The organism is Cupriavidus sp. FW305-46 (assembly GCF_058787075.1).
Genome location: NZ_JBYSZI010000095.1, coordinates 1 through 16,449 on the forward strand (window position 1 = coordinate 1; position 16,449 = coordinate 16,449).

Sequence of the window (16,449 nt, forward strand, 5' to 3'; positions counted from 1 at the left end):
CAGATCTTCGCGGTGCGCGCCAACGAGATCATCCTGATGAGCCAGCCGCGCCCGGTGCGCTCGGTGCATATGAGCGAGGGCTGGACCCCTGAAACCGTGGGCGAGATCGCCATGCCGGCCATGCGCAACAGCTTCTTCAAGCTGGAACGCTCCCCCGACGTGATCGGCTGGGATCCGATCTGACCCCCATGCCATCCCGGAGGACACCATCATGAGCATCAACGGCAAGGCCTATATCGTCGGGGCCTATGAGCACCCGACCCGCAAGGCACCGGACAAGTCGGTGGCGCAGCTGCACGCCGAGAGCGCCAAGGGCGCGCTGCAAGACGCCGGCCTGACGCTGGCTGACGTCGACGGCTACTTCTGCGCCGGCGACGCGCCGGGGCTGGGCGCGGTCAACATGGTCGACTATCTCGGCCTCAGGGTGCGCCATGTCGACTCCACCGACACCGGCGGCTCGGCCTACCTGGTCCATGTCTCGCACGCGGCGCAGGCCATCGCGGCCGGCAAGTGCAATGTGGCCCTGATCACGCTGGCGGGCCGCCCGCGTTCGGAAGGCTCCAGCGGCACCCAGGCGCGCAACTGGGGCGCCAACCTGCCCGACGCGCCGTTCGAGAGCCCGTTCAGCCCGGTCACGGTCAACCTGTACGCGATGGCGGCCATGCGCCATATGCACGAGTACGGCACCACCGCCGAGCAGCTCGCCTGGGTCAAGGTGGCCGCATCGCACCACGCGCGGCACAACCCCCATGCCATGCTGCGCGACGTGGTCACGGTCGAGGACGTGCTGAGCTCGCCGATGATTTCCGATCCGCTGCACAAGCTCGACTGCTGCGTGGTATCGGACGGCGGCGGCGCGCTGATCATGGCGCGCCCCGAAATCGCCGCCACCCTGAAGCGGCCCAGGGTGAAGATCCTCGGCGCCGGCGAGTACATCAAGGGCCAGCTCGGTGGCGAAGTCGACCTGAGCTGGTCCGGTGCGCGCTTCTCGGGCGCGGCGGCGTTTGCCGAAGCGGGCGTTACCCCGGCCGACATCAAGTATGCGTCGATCTACGACAGCTTCACCATTACCGTGCTGATGCAGCTGGAAGACCTGGGCTTCTGCAAGAAAGGCGAAGGCGGCAAGTTCGTCGCCGACGGCAACCTGATCTCGGGCGTGGGCAAGCTGCCCATCAACACCGACGGCGGCGGCCTGTGCAACAACCATCCGGCCAACCGCGGCGGCATCACCAAGGTCATCGAAGCCGTGCGCCAGCTGCGCGGCGAGGCCCATCCGGCGGTGCAGGTCGCCAACTGCGACCTGGCGCTGGCGCAAGGCACCGGCGGCTACCTGGGCTCGCGCCACGGCAGCGCCACCCTGATCCTTGAACGTGAATGATGCGCGAGAGCAATGACATGACGACCCCACATACCCCCATTGCCTACAAGGCGCCGGACCAGCAGCCCGACAACCTGCCCTTCTGGCAGGCCGCGCGCGAAGGGCAATTGCTGATCAAGGTCTGCGACGACTGCGGCAAGCCCCACTGGTATCCGCGCGTGCTGTGCCCGTTCTGCATGGGCACCACCTCATGGAAGCAGGCCAGCGGCCGCGGCACGATCTACAGCTTCAGCGTGACGCGTCGCGCAGGCCCCAATCCGTTCTGCATCGCCTATGTGACGCTGGAAGAAGGCGTGGCCATGATGACCCATATCGTCGACTGCGACCTCGACACGGTGCGGATCGGGCAGAAGGTGCAGGTGAAGTTTTCGCCCAGCGATGGCGGCGCCCCGGTACCGACCTTCACGCTGGCCTGAGCCGCGCGGTGCCGCAGGCCTTGCCTGCGGCACCGCCGCCTTTGCATCAACCCAAAGTGACTTCCATGACTGCATCCCCTTCCCTGGCCTTCCTGCTGCATCCCCGCTCGGTCGCCATCATCGGCGCTTCCGACGATCCCGCGCGGATCGGCGGGCGCCCCATCGCGGCCATGCGCGCGCTTGGCTACGCCGGCCGCATCCTGCCGGTCAACCCGAAACACGCCGAGGTACAGGACCTGACCGCCTACGCCAGCGTCGCCGACCTGCCTGAAACGCCCGACGTCGCAGTGGTGGCGGTGCCGGCCGCGCACGTCCCGGACACCATCGCTGCATTGGGCGAGCGCGGCGTGCGCGCCGCCATCCTGTTCAGCGCCGGCTTCGCCGAAGTCGGCGGCGACGGCGAGGCACGCCAGGCAGAGTTGCTGGCCATCGCGCGCCGCACCGGCATCCGCCTGCTCGGGCCCAATGCCCTTGGCCTGGTCAATGTGCATATCGGCTTTGTCGGCAGCTTCGCGTCAAGCATTGGCCTGGGCACGCTGCGCGCCGGCTCGGTCGGCATCGTCAGCCAGTCCGGCGCCTATGGCGGCCACCTGGCGATGGCAGCCCGGAACGCCGACATCGGCCTGTCCAGCGTCATCATGACCGGCAACGAGGCCGACCTCACGCTGGGCGATGCGCTGCAGCTGCTGGTGGATGATCCCGCCACCCGGGTCATCGCCCTGTACTCGGAGGGCATCAACGACGGCAATGGCCTGGTGTCGGCCCTGCAGGCGGCGCGCCGGGCACGCAAGCCGGTGGTGATGATGAAAGTCGGACGCAGCGAGCTGGGCGGCGCCGCGGCGCGCTCGCACACGGCCTCCATCGCCGGCGACGACGCCGTGGTGGACGCGGTGCTGGCTGAACTGGGCGTGGTGCGCGCGCGCAGCACCGAGGACATGCTCGATATCGTGCGCCTGGCCCAGCGCGGCATCTTCCCCGCCGCCAACACGCTGGGCGTGATCACCGTCAGCGGCGGCGCCGGGGTGATCGTTTCCGATGCCGCTGAGGAGCTCGGCCTGGCGATGCCGGAGATGCCGGCCCCGGTGCAGTCGCGCCTGCTGGAGCTGCTGCCGATCTGCTCGCCGCGCAACCCGGTGGACACCACCGCGCAGTTCGTCAACGACCTGTCGCTGATCGAGCCCTTCACCGAAGCCATGGTGCGCGACGGCGGCTACCGCTCGGTGCTCGGCTTCTTTACGTATGCCGGCAGCACGCCGTCGGTGGCGCCCGAGCTGCGCAGCCAGCTGGCGCGCTTGCGAGAGCGCTACCCGGACCGGCTCTATGTGCTGGTGCTGCAGGGCCCGCGCGAGGTACTGCGCGCCTATGAAGACGAGGGCTTCACGGTGTTCGAAGACCCCACCCGCGCGGTCCGGGCGATTGCCGCCATGGGCCGTTACGGAGAGGCCTTCGCGGTGCAGGCAGAGCCGCTGCCCGCGGTCTCGCCGGTCGCCCTGCCCGACGAAACGCCGTCCGAAGCGCAAGCCAAGCGCCTGCTGGCTGGCGCCGGCATCGCATGCGCGCCCGAGCGCGCCTGCACGGATGCAGAGTCCGCCGTGCTCGCCGCACGCGAGATCGGCTACCCGGTCGTGATGAAGATCCTGTCGCCGGACATCCTGCACAAGTCCGAAATCGGCGGCGTGCTGCTCGGCGTGCAGGACGACGCCGGCGTGCGCGAAGGCTTCCCCGCGCTGCTGGCCCGCGCCCGCAGCGCCGTGCCCGGCGCGCAACTGGACGGCGTGCTGGTGGCGCGCCAGCTCAGCGGCGGCGTCGAATGCATCCTTGGCATCAAGCAGGATCCGGCATTCGGGCCGATCGCCATGTTCGGCCTGGGCGGCATCTTTGTCGAAGTGCTGCGCGATGTGGTCTTCCACCGCTGTCCGTTCAATGAAGACGTCGCCGAGCGGCTGATCCGTTCGATCCGCGGCGCGCCGCTGTTGCTGGGCGCGCGCGGCCGCCCGCCGGCAGACATCCGCGCGCTCGCGCGCACGCTGTCGCGGCTGTCGGTGTTCGCCGCCGGCGCCGGACCGCGCCTGCAGGCCGTGGACCTGAACCCGGTGATCGCGCTGCCCGATGGCCAGGGCGCCTATGCGGTCGACGCCGTGCTCGAACTCGGCAGCCCGGGCTGAACGCCCCCCTCAGAACAACGTGCGTCCCGCGGACCGGGACGCGGACCAACTAAGGAGAGCAGCAACATGGACTTTGATACCCCTGGCGAATGGGTCGAATTCGGCGATGCGCTGATCAAGTTCATCGACCGCGAAGTGGCCGCGCTGGAGCATGAGCACCGTGCCCTGCTGGGCAGCGAACGCACCATCTACGACGAGAACGGCCGCTACACGCCTGCCGTGCTGGCGCTGCGCCGCCAGGTGCGCATGCGCTCGGCGGAGCTGGGCTTCTATACCGCGCTCAGCGCCGAGTCTCTCGGCGGCGGCGGGCTCGGGCCGCAGGCATCGGTGTATATCCAGGAGCGGCTGAACGCGCACTGCGGACCGGAGCGCCACCTGGTGCAGACCGTGGTGCTGCCGTCGCCCTTCACCAACGGGCTGTCGCCGGTGCTCAGGCATATGGACCCGGCCCTGCTCGACACCGTGCGCGATGGGCTCGCCAGCGGCGACAAGACCATGTGCTTCGGGCTGTCGGAACCGGACGCCGGCTCCGACGTGCTGGGCATGCGCACACGTGCGGTACGCGATGGCGACCACTGGGTGCTGAACGGCACCAAGCAATGGATCACCAATGCCCCCTACGCCGACTACGCGATGATCTTCGCGGTCACGGATGAAGAGAAGGCGCGGGCCCGCAAGGGCGGCATCACCGGCTTCTTCGTGCCGACCGGTACGCCGGGCTTCTCGGTGCCGAGCGTGATCCCGATCATGGGCCACCTGGGCGCGGATATCGGCATCGTCTCGCTGGACAACGTGCGCGTGCCCGACAGCCACCGCCTCGGTCCGGCAGACCGCGGCCTGAATGTGGCGCTGGACGGCGTCAACGCCGGCCGCCTGAGCATGGCCGCCACCTGCCTGGGGCTGGCGCAATGGGCGCTGGCGCAGGCGCTGGAGTACGCCAGGGTGCGCAAGACCTTCGGCCAGCCCATCGCCGAACACCAGGCAGTGCAGATGATGCTGGCCGAAAGCGCCATGGACATCTATGCCGCCAAGTCGATGATCCGGCATTGCGCCTGGCTGGTCGACCACGACCTGCCGGCCACCAAGGAGGTGTCGATGGTCAAGGCCGGCGCCACCGAGATGGTGGGCCGCGTCTACGACCGCGCCATCCAGATCCACGGCGGCATGGGCCTGACCAATGAGCTCAGGCTCGAAGCCGGCTATCGCTGGGCGCGCACCATGCGCATCCCCGACGGCACCTCGGAGATCCAGCGCCGCACCATCGCGCGCCGGCTGCTGGATGGCGATACCGCGTTCTGACGGCAACTGCAATATGACAGAGGAGACAACCATGACCCACATCGATCTGCCCGATGCAGGCGTCGCCGCCGCCCCCACGGACCCGCTTGCGGTGGATGCCGCAGTGGCGCTCGGCGACGTGCCGCGCGTCTTCCATATGCCGCACACCACCCTGGCGGAGAACCTTGAGATCTCGGCCCGGCGCTTCCCCGACAAGGTCGCGGTCCAGTTCTACCACGGCGCCACCACCTATGCCGAACTGCTGGCGCAGGTGGAGCGCATGGCCGGCTACCTGCAGCAGGCATGCGGCGTGCGCCGAGGCGACCGCGTGGTGCTGCTCAGCCAGAACAGCCCGCAGTTCATCGTGGCCTACCACGCGATCCTGCGCGCCGATGCCGTGGTGGTGCCGGCCAACGCCATGCTGCTGGAAGACGAGCTGCGCCATATCGTCACCGACAGCGGCGCGGTGGCCGCGTTTGCCGCAACCGAACTGGTCGGCCAGGTGGCGCCGCTGGTCGGCACCACGCCGCTGCGCCACGTGATCGTGCATCACTATGGCGATGCCCTGCCCGCGCAGCCCGACGACAGCCTCGCGATTCCGGACTGGGTGCAGCAGCGCTCGTCGGGCGCGGCGTTGCCGGCCGGCGCCGTCCACTGGCAGCAGGCCATGGCCGCCGGCATCACGCCATCGCCGCGCGCCGCAGGCGTGGACGACCTGTGCATGCTGCCCTATACCTCGGGCACCACCGGGGCGCCCAAGGCCTGCATGCACACCCACCGCACGGTGATGGTGTCGGTGGCGGGCTCGCAGCTGTGGCGGCGCTCGCACGCCGAATCGACCTTCCTGGCGGTGGCGCCGATGTTCCACCTGCTCGGGCTGCAGAACGGCGTCAACGCGCCGGTCTACATGGGCGGCACCATCGTGCTGCTGCCGCGCTGGGACCGGCGCACCGCGGCGCAGCTGGTAGCGCGCCATCGCGTCACGTTCTGGGCGGCGCCGCCGCCGATGCTGGTGGAGTTCTTCGCGCAGCCGGATGTCGAATCATTTGACCTGGGCAGCCTGGCCTGCGTGGTCGGGGGCGGCGCGGCGGTGCCCGACAGCACCGCGCGGGTGATGAAGGAGCGCTACGGACTGCAGTTCGTCGAAGGCTACGGCCTGACGGAGACCGCCTCGTTCATCATCGCCAACCCGCTCGCCGCGCCGCGCTCCGGGCACCTGGGCGTGCCGACCTACGGCGTCGACGCGCGCGTCATCGATCCCGCCACGCTGGCCGAAGTGCCGCGCGGCGAAGTCGGCGAGATCGTGGTGCACGGCGCGCAGGTGATGCTGGGCTACTGGAACCAGCCCGCCGCCAATGCCGAGAGCTTTATCACGATCGACGGCAAGCGCTTCTTCCGTACCGGCGACCTTGCCAGCGTCGATGCCGACGGCTACTTCGTCATGCGCGACCGCCTCAAGCGCATGGTCAACGCCTCGGGCTACAAGGTGTGGCCGGCCGAGGTGGAAGCGATCCTGCATACCCACCCTGCCATCCTGGAAGCCTGTGTGATCGCCGCGCGCGATCCGCACCGGGGCGAGACCGTGAAGGCCGTGATCGTGCGGCGTGACGGCGCCGGCGTTTCCGAGGAAGAGTTGCTGGCGTGGTGCCGCACCAGCATGGCGACCTACAAGGCGCCGCGCATCGTGCAGTTTGTCGAGCGCCTGCCGCGCTCCGCCACCGGCAAGATCGCATGGCGCGAACTGCAGGAGCAGGAGATGCAGGGCGCTCCGCTGCCGAACCATAAGGCCTAGCACAGCCGCAAGTAAAACGGCGCGCCGGTCCGCAAGGTCCGGCGCGCTGTTCTGTTCTTGCCGGCCACTGCAGCATGGCCGTCGCATCGCTTTCAGGCTGTCAATGCATCCCTTGCCGACATGGCGTTGCCGCGCCGGCTGATGGTCCAGGCGGTAAAGGGATCCGCCGCGCTGCGGTGCTGGGTCCAGCGCGTGCTGCAGGTATCGCACTGGTGCTCGCGCGTCTGGCATTGCACGCCGGCGGCCAGGCTGCGCCACTGCATGTCGCCCAGCGGACGCAAGGCACCGTGGCCGTTGGCACAGCGCGCATCCAGGCGCAGGCGCTCGCAGCGGCGGCACGGCGGCCGCACCGATGCGGCGGGCAGCACCCGCAGCTGCGCGGCAGCCGGTGGCGGCGCCACCACGGGCAGCACTGCGGCCTGCGCATCTTCCATCCGCGCGGTCATGCCGACGCGGCTGCGCGTGCGGTGCAGCGCCGCCCAGTACAACGCGCGCACCGCATCGGAGCCGTCGCACATCGCCGCGGCGCGGCAGCGCTCGGCATGCCGGTGCAGCGGCAGGCCGAACTCGGCGGCCGAGGCAAAGCAGACCACCTGCGCGCGCGGCGAGCCGTCTTCGATCCAGCGCTCGAACAACTGCGCCAGCCGATGGCGGCAGGCGTCGTCATCACCGTCGGCCTGCGCGAGCGCGAGACGATGCGCACGCCGGCTCAGCGAGCGCACCTCCTGCCTGAGCTCGCTCAGGACCGGCAACAGGCGTGCGGCCTGCCGTGTCCGCGTTGGCGCTGCAATTGCGCGCTGGGTATTGCTCACTTCTGGCTCCGGCTCACTTCGTCGTCCGGCCCGCACTGGCGGCCGCATGGTGAACCGATTATAGGAGCGCCTTTGTGCAGCGCAGGAAGGGTGGGCGGCCTCCTACCTGATACGGGTGGGGCTAGGGTGTGCCGGCTTTTGGTCTACTTGCAACCTGCAAAAGCGCAATCAAGGGCATGGGTGCATCCCATGCAAACAGGACTGGGCATGAGGAGAACAACCATGGGTGTACTGAGCGGAATCCGCGTACTGGAATTCGAAGCCATCGGGCCGGGCCCGTTCGGCACAATGCTGCTGGCCGACATGGGCGCCGACGTGCTGCGCGTCGACCGCCCGGCGGCGCCGGCCGACCTGGGGCCCAAGTCGGCCACCGGCAAACGCGTGGATATCACCGGACGCGGCCGCCGTTCGGTCACGCTGGACCTGAAGCAGCCGCAAGCGCAGCGCGCGGCGCTGGCGCTGGTCGAACGCGCCGACGTGGTGATCGAAGGCTTTCGCCCGGGCACCATGGAACGCCTGGGCCTGGGGCCCGACACCGCGCTGGCGCTCAACCCCAAGCTGGTCTATGCGCGCATGACCGGCTGGGGACAGACCGGCCCGCTGGCCGACCGTGCCGGCCATGACCTGAACTATGTCGCGCTGTCCGGCGTGTTGTCGGGTATCGGCCGCGCCGGGCAGGCACCGGTACCGCCGCTGAACCTGGTCGGGGACTATGGCGGCGGCGGCATGCTGCTGGCGCTCGGCGTGGTGGCGGCGCTGCTCAATGTGCAGCGCGGCGGCAAGGGCCAGGTGGTCGACGCGGCCATGACCGAAGGTGCCGCGCAACTGGGCGCGATGTTCTGGGGCATGCTGGCCTCGGGCAACTGGCGCGAACAGCGCCAGGCCAACGTGCTCGACGGCGGCGCGCCCTGGTATGACAGCTACCGCACGCGCGACGGCAAGTACATGTCGATCGGCCCGGTCGAGGGCCGCTTCTACGCCGAGCTGCTGGACAAGCTGGGCCTTGCCGGCAAGGATCTGCCGGCCCAGTACGACCGCAACGGCTGGCCCGCGCTGCGCAAGCAGTTCGAGGCCGTCTTCCTGACCCGCACGCGCGACGAATGGTGCGCCGTGTTCGAAGGCAGCGATGCCTGCATCGCACCCGTGCTGGAATTCAGCGAAGCGCCCAACCCCCCCCATCACCGCGCGCGCGGCAGCTTTGTCGAAATCGCGGGCGTGGTGCAGCCGGCACCGGCGCCGCGCTTCCTTGGCACGCCCTCCGGGATCTCCGGGCCCGCGCCGGCGCGCGGCGAGCATGGCGCCGCCGCGCTGCGCGACTGGGGCTTCGATGCCGATGGCGTGGCCCAGCTGCAGGCACAGGGCCTGGGGCTGATGGCAGCGCGCTAAGGCGCACACGCGCGGCAGGCGCCGCGCCGTACAACCCAATCTCCACCTGGCCGGCATCGTCCGGCCGCGTGCTTTGCTCCGGCCTCATGCCGGAGCTTTCTTTTCCTGGCTGCCACGCTGACTGGCCGCCAACTAGGGCAATCCCGCCCAGCCGAAATGGGGGGCGTGCAAGCTGCCTGGCATCCTATAACTTCCCACATGCAGCCAGTCTTGCTGCGCAGCCTTCTACCCCCTTTCCCGAGGTATCACATCATGCGCATGAAGTCCCTGATCGCGATGGCAGCGATGGCGTGGAGCGCCGCCAGCGGTGCCCAGAGCTACCCGTCGCGCCCCATCACCTTTGTTGTCCCGGGCCCGCCCGGCGGCGCCACCGACACCGTGGCGCGCGCGCTGGCCGAGGACATGGGCAAGCGCCTCGGACAAACCATCATCGTCGACAACAAGCCCGGCGGCGCGGGCGTGATCGCGGTGCAGGCCATCACGCGCGGCGCGCCGGATGGCTACACGATCCTGCTCACCCACTCCTCGCCGCTGATCAACACGCCGCATCTGTACCGCAACGTGCCATACGACGTGCGCCGGGACCTGGCCTTCATCACCGAGGTGTGCGTCGGCAAGATCGTGCTGGCCGTGAACCGGGACGTGCCGGCGAAAAACGTGCAGCAGTTCCTGGACTGGGCCGCGAAGAACAAGGGCAAGGTCAGCTACGGCTCCTACGGCGTCGGCACCTTCCCCCACCTTGTCGGTGCGCACCTGAACCAGGTGCGCGGCCTGGACATGGCGCACGTGGCCTACAAGGGTGAAGCACCGATGGCGCAGGACCTGATCTCCGGCAACGTCGCCTGGGCGATCGGCTCGATGAGCACGCTCGGCCCGCATATCAAGAGCGGCCGGCTTGCCGCCCTCGCCGTGATGGGCGACAAGCGCATCAAGGAACTGCCCGACGTACCGACCTTGGCCGAGGCCGGGCTGAAAGAGCAGGAACTGCGCTCGCCCGCCTGGCTTGGCCTGTTTGCGCGCGCCGGCACGCCGGCGGCGGTCCTGTCGCGGCTGGAAGCGCAAGCGCGGGCGTCGATCCAGTCGCCGGCCATGCGCGCGCGGCTCGAGGCGCTGGCCATGGATCCGGTGGGCAACTCTGCGGCGGAGTTCCGGCGCGAATTCGACGCGACCGAGCCCGTGGTCGCCCAGATGATCAAGGCCAGCGGCGCCACCGCGGAATAGGGCACGCGCGCAGCCGGCCGGCCAGCGCGGTCAGCCCGGCCGCTGCGCCGCGCTGCGCGCCACCAGGATGGCATCGTAGCGGCGCGAGACATTGAGCTTGCCGTAGATCTGCCGCAGGTTCCACTTGACGGTGTCGACGCTCAGGTTGAGCACCAGCGCAATGCGCTTGTTCGACATCGACTGCTCCAGCAGCGCCAGGATCTCGCGCTCGCGCGGGGTCAGCAGCCGGCCCTTGCCGACGTCGGCCGGCGGCAACGCGGCCGGCGCGGCGGCGGGCTCGGCGCCGGGCTCGGCCGGCCCGGGCGGCGGCGCCGGCATCGCGGCGGCCTCGCACAGGCGCGCCAGGTATGCTCCGCGCCCCGCCGCGCCACCGTCCTCCCTGCCAGCCATGCCTGCCAGCAAGCCGAAGGTACGTTCGCCTTCGTCGAGGATGGTGCGCACCAGCCCCAGCCGCTCGCCCGCCGCCAGCGCGGCTTCGAGGTACGGTGCCGCTTCATCGGGACGATAGAGGTCGTCGAGCGCGGTGGCCTGCAGCAGGTCGACCGTCACAAGCAGCGGTTCCCGCACCGAAGCCACGTACAGGCCACGCACGGTGCCAAGCGCGGCAAGCGCCTGCGCGGGCTCGCCTTGCGCCAGCGCCAGCCGGGCGCGGGCCAGCGCCGCCACGGCGGCGATTTCCTGGCCGCGCGGCGTAGCGCCCGGATCGTGCCGGCCGAGTTCCTCCAGCGAGGCCTGCAGCCGCTGCGCGTGGCGCAGGTCCTTGCCCAGCAGCGCCAGGCGCTGGCGCTCGGCCGCCACGCGCGCCACCCCGCGCGGCAGGCCACGGCGGTGGAACATGGCTTCGGCTTCCACCAGTTCCGCCAGGGCTTCATGGCGAGCGCCGGCCAGCCATTGCAGCCGGGCATGGCACAGCGCCGCTTCGATCAGCACGTCCGGGGTGCCGGTACGCAGCGTCTGCAGCCGGCCCGCCAGCACTTCGCTGGCTTCGGCAATGCGGTCCTGCTCGTACAGCGCGGCAGCCACCGGCACTGCGCACAGGCTGGCCGCGATCGAGCGGCGCCCATAGGCATGCTGCGCGGCCGCCAGCACGTCCGTGCCGAGCCGCAGCGTCTCGTAGGCATTGCCCTCGACCCAGGCCATCAGCGCCATCGTGCCGGCACCCATCAGCGCGATCTCGGTGTCGCCGGGCTGCGCCGCGCAGCGGTATGGCGCACGCGAGCGCGGCTGGCAGCCCAGCAGGGTGCCGTAGCGCAACGCCAGGCTCATGCGGATCTGCTCGAGCGCGGGATTGCCCGGCGGCCTGCCCTGCAGGCTGTCGAGCAGCGACTGCACCCGCGCGTGGTCGTCCTGCTGCGCGGCAATGGTCGCACGCATCACCGTGGCGTGCACGACGGTATCCACGCCGGGCCCGGCACTGGCTTCCCAGCGCCGGATCCAGTGCTCGGCGTGCTGCGGCCGCACCGATACCACGCATGCCCAGGCCGAGGCCAGCAGCAGCGCCGGGTGCAACGCCAGCCGCGCGGGTGCAATGCCGTCGGCCCACTGCAGGAAGTCGCGCAGCGGACTGACGCCGGGCAAGTGGGCCGCGGTTGCCTCCACCAGCGCCAGCACGCGGCCAAAGTCGCCGCTGCGCAGCGCGTGTCCGATGGCCTCCGCCGGCTTGCCGCAATGGTCCAGCCACGCGGACGCAAGCCCGTGCAGCCGCTGCAGCTCAGGCAGTCCATGCGGCCCGGGGCCCGTGCCGTGCTCCAGCTCATGCAGCAGGTGCGCCCGCAACAACGGGTGGAAACGGTACCAGCCGTGCCCGCTCCCATCGGCAACCTCATCCGGCTCGGGCGGGGCTGGCTCCAGGAACAGGCCGCGCGCGGCGATCTCGGCAAGGCGCGCCGGCGCCTGCGCGCAGCCGGCAAGCAGCGCGGCAAGATCGGCATGGATGCGGCGCGGCACCGCGAGACAGCGCATGAAGTCCAGCAACGCCTGCGGCAATCCGGCGGTCACTTCCTCCTGCCAGTAGGCATGCAGGGCGGCGGATTGCGCATGCGGCCACGCCGCCTCCTGGCCCATGCGCAGCGATGCGGCAACCAGCTCCACGCCGGCGGGCCAGCCTTCGGTGACTTCCTGCAGCGCCACCGCCATGTCGATCGCGGCTTGCGAGTTCTCCCGGCGCGCGGTGCGTCCTTCCACGCGCTGGCCCACGAAGGCCAGGGTTTCGGCAACGCTGAAGGCCAGCTCGGCGCGGCCGGCTTCGGCCAGCTCCCGGCCGGCGCGCAGCCGGGCCAGGGCCAGCCCGGCCTCGCCGCGCGCCGCGGCGACGATATGCAGGTGCGGCAGGCGCGCGCACAGCACGCCCTGCAGGAAGGCCAGCGTGGCCGGGTGCCGCAGGCGGTCGAGACCGTCCAGCATCAGGTAGACCTCGCCGGGCACGCCGTCCAGCAGCGCGACGAAGGCAGGCAGCAAGGCGGCGGGGTGCGCCGGGTCGCTGCCAAATTCCTGGCCGGGGCGGCACAGCCGGATGCCGGCCTGCCGCAGGCTGGCATCGAGGCTGGCGCAGAACTGGCCCAGGTCGTCGTCTTCCGGCGCGATCGTGAGCCAGGCCACGCGCGCGCCGCCGGCCAGCAGGCGGTGGCGCCACTGCGCCATGACCGTGGTCTTGCCGTAGCCGGCAGGCGCAGTCAGCAATATCAGCCGGCCATGCCGGGCATGGTGCAGGCGCTGCAGCAGGACCTCGCGCGCAATCGAGCGCCGGTTCTGGCGCGGCGGCACGAGGCGGGTCGCGACGGCAGCATGTATGGTTTCCATGGGCGTCCAGCGGTGCGCAATCGAAGCGGGGCAAAGGGACGAAGGAGCGAAGGCATGAACAGGCACGCGCTTCGCCAGCGGGCTTGCCGCTGCGCGAATATAAGGCGACGCCCTGTGACCGGACATCCGGCAAACCCTTCCCCACCTGTTCCGGGTGGCCCGCGGGTGCTGTGCGCGTCTCACCCGGGCCACCCGGACAGCCGGCCTGGCCGCGTCTGCCAGTACAATTGCGACAACGTGCCGCCTTTGCCCGGCATCGCGCTGCCCCACCCGCATTTCCTCCGCACCTCACCTGCACCGTCCTGCCTCGTCCATGCCCCAGACGCCAGCCAATCCGCCAGCCGCTCCCCGTAGCCAGCCCGCCGCGCCAGTCTCGCAGCCGTCCCGGCCGGCGTCGCTGCGCAGCGCGGCGCGCGTGGTCGCGCGCGAGCGCCTGCTGGCGCAGCTGACCGAGGCACGGCGCCGGCGCTGCATCGTGCTGCAGGGCCCGGCCGGCTACGGCAAGACCGCGCTGCTGACCGCGTGGCGGCTGGACCTGCTCGCGCTCGGCTTCGACATGGCCGCGCTGACGCTGGAGCCGGCCGACAACGAGCGCCAGCGCTGGCTCGACCGCCTGCTCGGCTGCCTGTCCGAGGTCAGCCCCGCGCTGACGCGCGAAGCCATGGTGCTGGCCGACCGCGGCACCGACGACGAAGCCGTCGAGCGCGCCATCATCACGCTGGTGCGCGGCATTGCCGCCCATCCGCGCGACGTGACGCTGGTGCTCGACGACGTGCACCACCTGACGGCGCGCGTGCTGGAGCCGCTGCAGTGGCTGCTCGACTATGCCCCGGCCAATTTCCACGTGGTGCTGGCCTCGCGCGTAGCGCTGCCGCTGTCGCTCGGGCGCCTGCGCGACCAGGGCATGCTGCTGGAGCTGGACCAGCGCGACCTGCGCTTCACGCTGGCTGAATCGCAGCATTTCCTGCGCGCCCAGCTGGGCGACATCAGCCCGCGCGATGCGCGCATGCTGCACGAGCTGACCGACGGCTGGGTGGCCGGCCTGCAGCTCTTTGCCGCGCACTGGAAGCGCAAGAAGGCCAACGCCAGCGGCCTCACCTTTGCCACCGGCTTCGTGCAGGCCAGCGTGCAGGATGCCGGCGCCTTCGCCGAGTATTTCGAACGCGAGGTGCTGTCGCGCCTGGCGCCGGACGAAGCCGAGCTGCTGGTGCGCGCCGCCTCGTGCGAACGCTTCACCGCATCGCTGTGCGAGGCGCTGGGCGAGCAGGCAATGGGCGGCGAAGGCGAGATCCTGGCGCTGCTGACACGGCTGGAACAGGAGAACCTGTTCATCACGCCCGCGCAGGGGCCCGAACGCGAAGCCTGGTACCGCCTGCATCCGCTGCTGCGCGAAACACTGGCGCAGCGGTTCCGCTCGCGCAGCGAGTCGCAGCAGCGCGCTGTGCACGCGGCGGCATGGCGCTGGTTCCGCGACCATCGCATGCTGGAAGAGGCCGTGCGCCATGCGGTGCTGGCGGGCGATGCCGACACCGCGGCCGACCTGGTGCAGCGCTTTGCCGACACCCTGATGATGCGCGGCGAGGTGCGCAAGGCGCTCGGCCTGCTGCGCGCCATCCCCGCCGATCAGGTGCAGGCGCGCCCCGAACTGCGCCTGCTGGCGCTGCGCATGCAGATGTTCTCGCGCGACCTCGACCAATGCGCCGCGGCCGCCAACCGGCTGGAGGCCGATATCCCGCCTGGCGACAGCTCGCTGCGCTACCGGCTGTCGCTGCTGCGCTTTTCCCTGGCGGTGCTGCGCGACGATACCCAGAGCGCCCTGGCGCTGCTGCCGCAGATCGAGGCAGCGCCCCCCGACCTTGCGGCCCTCTTCATCGGCTCGCGCAACAACCTGCTGTCGTGGCTCTACATGCACCTGGGCGACTACGAGCGCGCCCGCCGCATCCAGACCGAGGCGCCGCCCCTGTTGATCGACGGCGCGCCGCTGCTGGGCACCGCCAGCGGCATGCTCAACGGCCGCTGCATGATCGGCTTCAGCCATGCGCTGGAAGGCAACGTGATCCAGGCCGAGCGCGTCGCCCGCGACGTGCTGCGTGAAGTCGAACAGGTGGGCCACGGCGGCGCCGGCGCCGAGCCGGAATACTTTGCCGCGGCGCTGCTCGGCGAAGTGCTGTATGAACAGAACGACCTGGACGCTGCGCGCCGGCTGCTGGAAGACCGCGTCGACGTGCTCGAACGGGTATCGATCCCCGATTCGGTGCTGCGGGTGCACACCGTGCTCGCGGCCGCGCACTGGCTCAGCGGCCACCGGCTTGATGCCTTCGCCCAGCTGGAGCGGCTGGAGGACTACGGCACGCAGCTGCACCTGGACCGCCTGGTCGCGCAGAGCCTGGCCAACCAGTTCCGGCTGCACCTGGCCGGCGGCGACATTGCCGCCGCCGAGGCCGTGCTGGCCCGCCTGGACGCCATTGCCGCACGCCATCGCAACGCGCCGCGCGGTTCGCTGGACGCGATCCACATGGTGACCGAGCGCGCCCACGTGCTGCTCAGCCTGGCGCATGACGACATGCGCGGGGCCGCGGCCCGCATGGCGCCGCTGATCGCCTACTGCGAGACGCGCGGCTGGCAACGCCATGTGGCGCAGCTGCATATGCTGGCGGCGGTGGTGGCATCGCGGCGCGGCGAGACCGGGCCGGCACGCGCGCATGTGCTGGAAGGCTTGCGCCGGGGCCACCGCCTCGGCCTGATGCGCAGCCTGATCGACGCCTGCCCGGGCGCGCTCGCCCAGATCGCCGGCGCGGCCGCCGACCCCACGCTGGATCCGGTGCTGGCCTTCTATGTCGAACGCCTGCAGGCCGCCGTGCCGCCACGTGCCGACGCAGCGGGCGCGGCCGGATGCACCGCCGCCGTCGCAACCGCCGGTGGCACCGCCAAGGCCGACGCGCGCTTTGAGGAACTGAGCGATCGCGAAGCCGATGTCGTGCGCCTGCTCGGCCAGGCCCTGCCCAACAAGAAGATCGCGCGCACCCTGGGCCTGTCGCCGGAGACGGTGAAATGGCACTTGCGCAACATCTTCCGCAAGCTGGGCGTCAGCAGCCGCGACGAGGCCGTGGCCCGCGCCCGCGACCGCGAACTGGACCAGGCCGGCGGCGCCCAGCCGCCTGAAGCGCCGCACTGACGGCGCGCCCTCTCCCTCTCCCTCCCC

At 70.7% G+C, this 16,449-nt stretch carries 10 protein-coding genes and 1 pseudogene; 9 read left to right on the plus strand and 2 right to left on the minus strand.

Translation table 11 applies throughout. The annotated features are described in order from the left end of the window. The 6 genes and pseudogenes from AC3WON_RS29245 to AC3WON_RS29270 form a co-directional block, all read left to right on the plus strand. Window positions 1-183 (plus strand): annotated as a pseudogene (locus tag AC3WON_RS29245) (3-hydroxyacyl-CoA dehydrogenase); the annotation flags it as partial. 28 nt (window positions 184-211) lie between these two features. Continuing rightward, entirely contained in the window at window positions 212-1,378 is a 1,167-nt protein-coding gene (locus tag AC3WON_RS29250) for a thiolase family protein (protein WP_492353303.1), read from the plus strand. 17 nt (window positions 1,379-1,395) lie between these two features. Next, complete coding sequence (locus AC3WON_RS29255; protein WP_492321051.1) at window positions 1,396-1,794, plus strand: Zn-ribbon domain-containing OB-fold protein; 399 nt, start codon at window positions 1,396-1,398, stop codon at window positions 1,792-1,794. A gap of 65 nt (window positions 1,795-1,859) precedes the next feature. Next, window positions 1,860-3,959, plus strand: a complete 2,100-nt coding sequence (locus tag AC3WON_RS29260) for an acetate--CoA ligase family protein (protein WP_492353304.1) — start codon at window positions 1,860-1,862, stop codon at window positions 3,957-3,959. Between the two features lie 66 nt (window positions 3,960-4,025). Continuing rightward, entirely contained in the window at window positions 4,026-5,258 is a 1,233-nt protein-coding gene (locus tag AC3WON_RS29265) for an acyl-CoA dehydrogenase family protein (protein ID WP_492321049.1), read from the plus strand. Window positions 5,259-5,289: 31 nt separating this feature from the next. Beyond that, a complete protein-coding gene (locus AC3WON_RS29270; protein WP_492321048.1) occupies window positions 5,290-7,029 on the plus strand; it encodes a long-chain fatty acid--CoA ligase in 1,740 nt (579 codons plus the stop codon). 92 nt (window positions 7,030-7,121) lie between these two features. Here the strand turns inward: AC3WON_RS29270 and AC3WON_RS29275 are convergent, their stop codons facing one another. Then, complete coding sequence (locus AC3WON_RS29275; RefSeq protein WP_492321047.1) at window positions 7,122-7,841, minus strand: hypothetical protein; 720 nt, start codon at window positions 7,839-7,841, stop codon at window positions 7,122-7,124. Between the two features lie 222 nt (window positions 7,842-8,063). Between AC3WON_RS29275 and AC3WON_RS29280 the strand changes: the two genes are divergently transcribed. Beyond that, window positions 8,064-9,227 (plus strand): CaiB/BaiF CoA transferase family protein, encoded by a 1,164-nt coding sequence (locus AC3WON_RS29280; RefSeq protein ID WP_492353305.1) that lies wholly within the window; start codon window positions 8,064-8,066, stop codon window positions 9,225-9,227. A 252-nt stretch (window positions 9,228-9,479) separates the two neighbouring features. Continuing rightward, the gene (locus AC3WON_RS29285) at window positions 9,480-10,448 is read left to right on the plus strand and encodes a Bug family tripartite tricarboxylate transporter substrate binding protein (protein WP_492321045.1); all 969 of its coding nucleotides are present in this window, start codon (window positions 9,480-9,482) and stop codon (window positions 10,446-10,448) included. Between the two features lie 30 nt (window positions 10,449-10,478). On the opposite strand, the gene AC3WON_RS29290 is transcribed toward AC3WON_RS29285, so the two are convergent. Beyond that, window positions 10,479-13,247: a winged helix-turn-helix domain-containing protein gene (locus tag AC3WON_RS29290; protein WP_492353306.1), complete on the minus strand. Its 2,769-nt coding sequence runs from the start codon at window positions 13,245-13,247 to the stop codon at window positions 10,479-10,481. A gap of 313 nt (window positions 13,248-13,560) precedes the next feature. Here AC3WON_RS29290 and AC3WON_RS29295 point away from each other — a divergent pair, with 313 nt between their 5' ends. Next, window positions 13,561-16,422 carry a winged helix-turn-helix domain-containing protein gene (locus AC3WON_RS29295; RefSeq protein WP_492353307.1) on the plus strand — a complete coding sequence of 954 codons (2,862 nt, stop codon included), beginning with the start codon at window positions 13,561-13,563 and terminating at the stop codon, window positions 16,420-16,422. Window positions 16,423-16,449: the final 27 nt, after the last annotated feature.

Coding starts and splice junctions, on each gene's coding strand:
- AC3WON_RS29250 (WP_492353303.1), top strand. CDS start 212: ATGAGCATCAACGGCAAGGCCTATATCGTCGGGGCCTATGAGCACCCG.
- AC3WON_RS29260 (WP_492353304.1), top strand. CDS start 1,860: ATGACTGCATCCCCTTCCCTGGCCTTCCTGCTGCATCCCCGCTCGGTC.
- AC3WON_RS29255 (WP_492321051.1), top strand. CDS start 1,396: ATGACGACCCCACATACCCCCATTGCCTACAAGGCGCCGGACCAGCAG.
- AC3WON_RS29270 (WP_492321048.1), top strand. CDS start 5,290: ATGACCCACATCGATCTGCCCGATGCAGGCGTCGCCGCCGCCCCCACG.
- AC3WON_RS29280 (WP_492353305.1), top strand. CDS start 8,064: ATGGGTGTACTGAGCGGAATCCGCGTACTGGAATTCGAAGCCATCGGG.
- AC3WON_RS29295 (WP_492353307.1), top strand. CDS start 13,561: ATGCCCCAGACGCCAGCCAATCCGCCAGCCGCTCCCCGTAGCCAGCCC.
- AC3WON_RS29285 (WP_492321045.1), top strand. CDS start 9,480: ATGCGCATGAAGTCCCTGATCGCGATGGCAGCGATGGCGTGGAGCGCC.
- AC3WON_RS29290 (WP_492353306.1), bottom strand. CDS start 13,247: ATGGAAACCATACATGCTGCCGTCGCGACCCGCCTCGTGCCGCCGCGC.
- AC3WON_RS29265 (WP_492321049.1), top strand. CDS start 4,026: ATGGACTTTGATACCCCTGGCGAATGGGTCGAATTCGGCGATGCGCTG.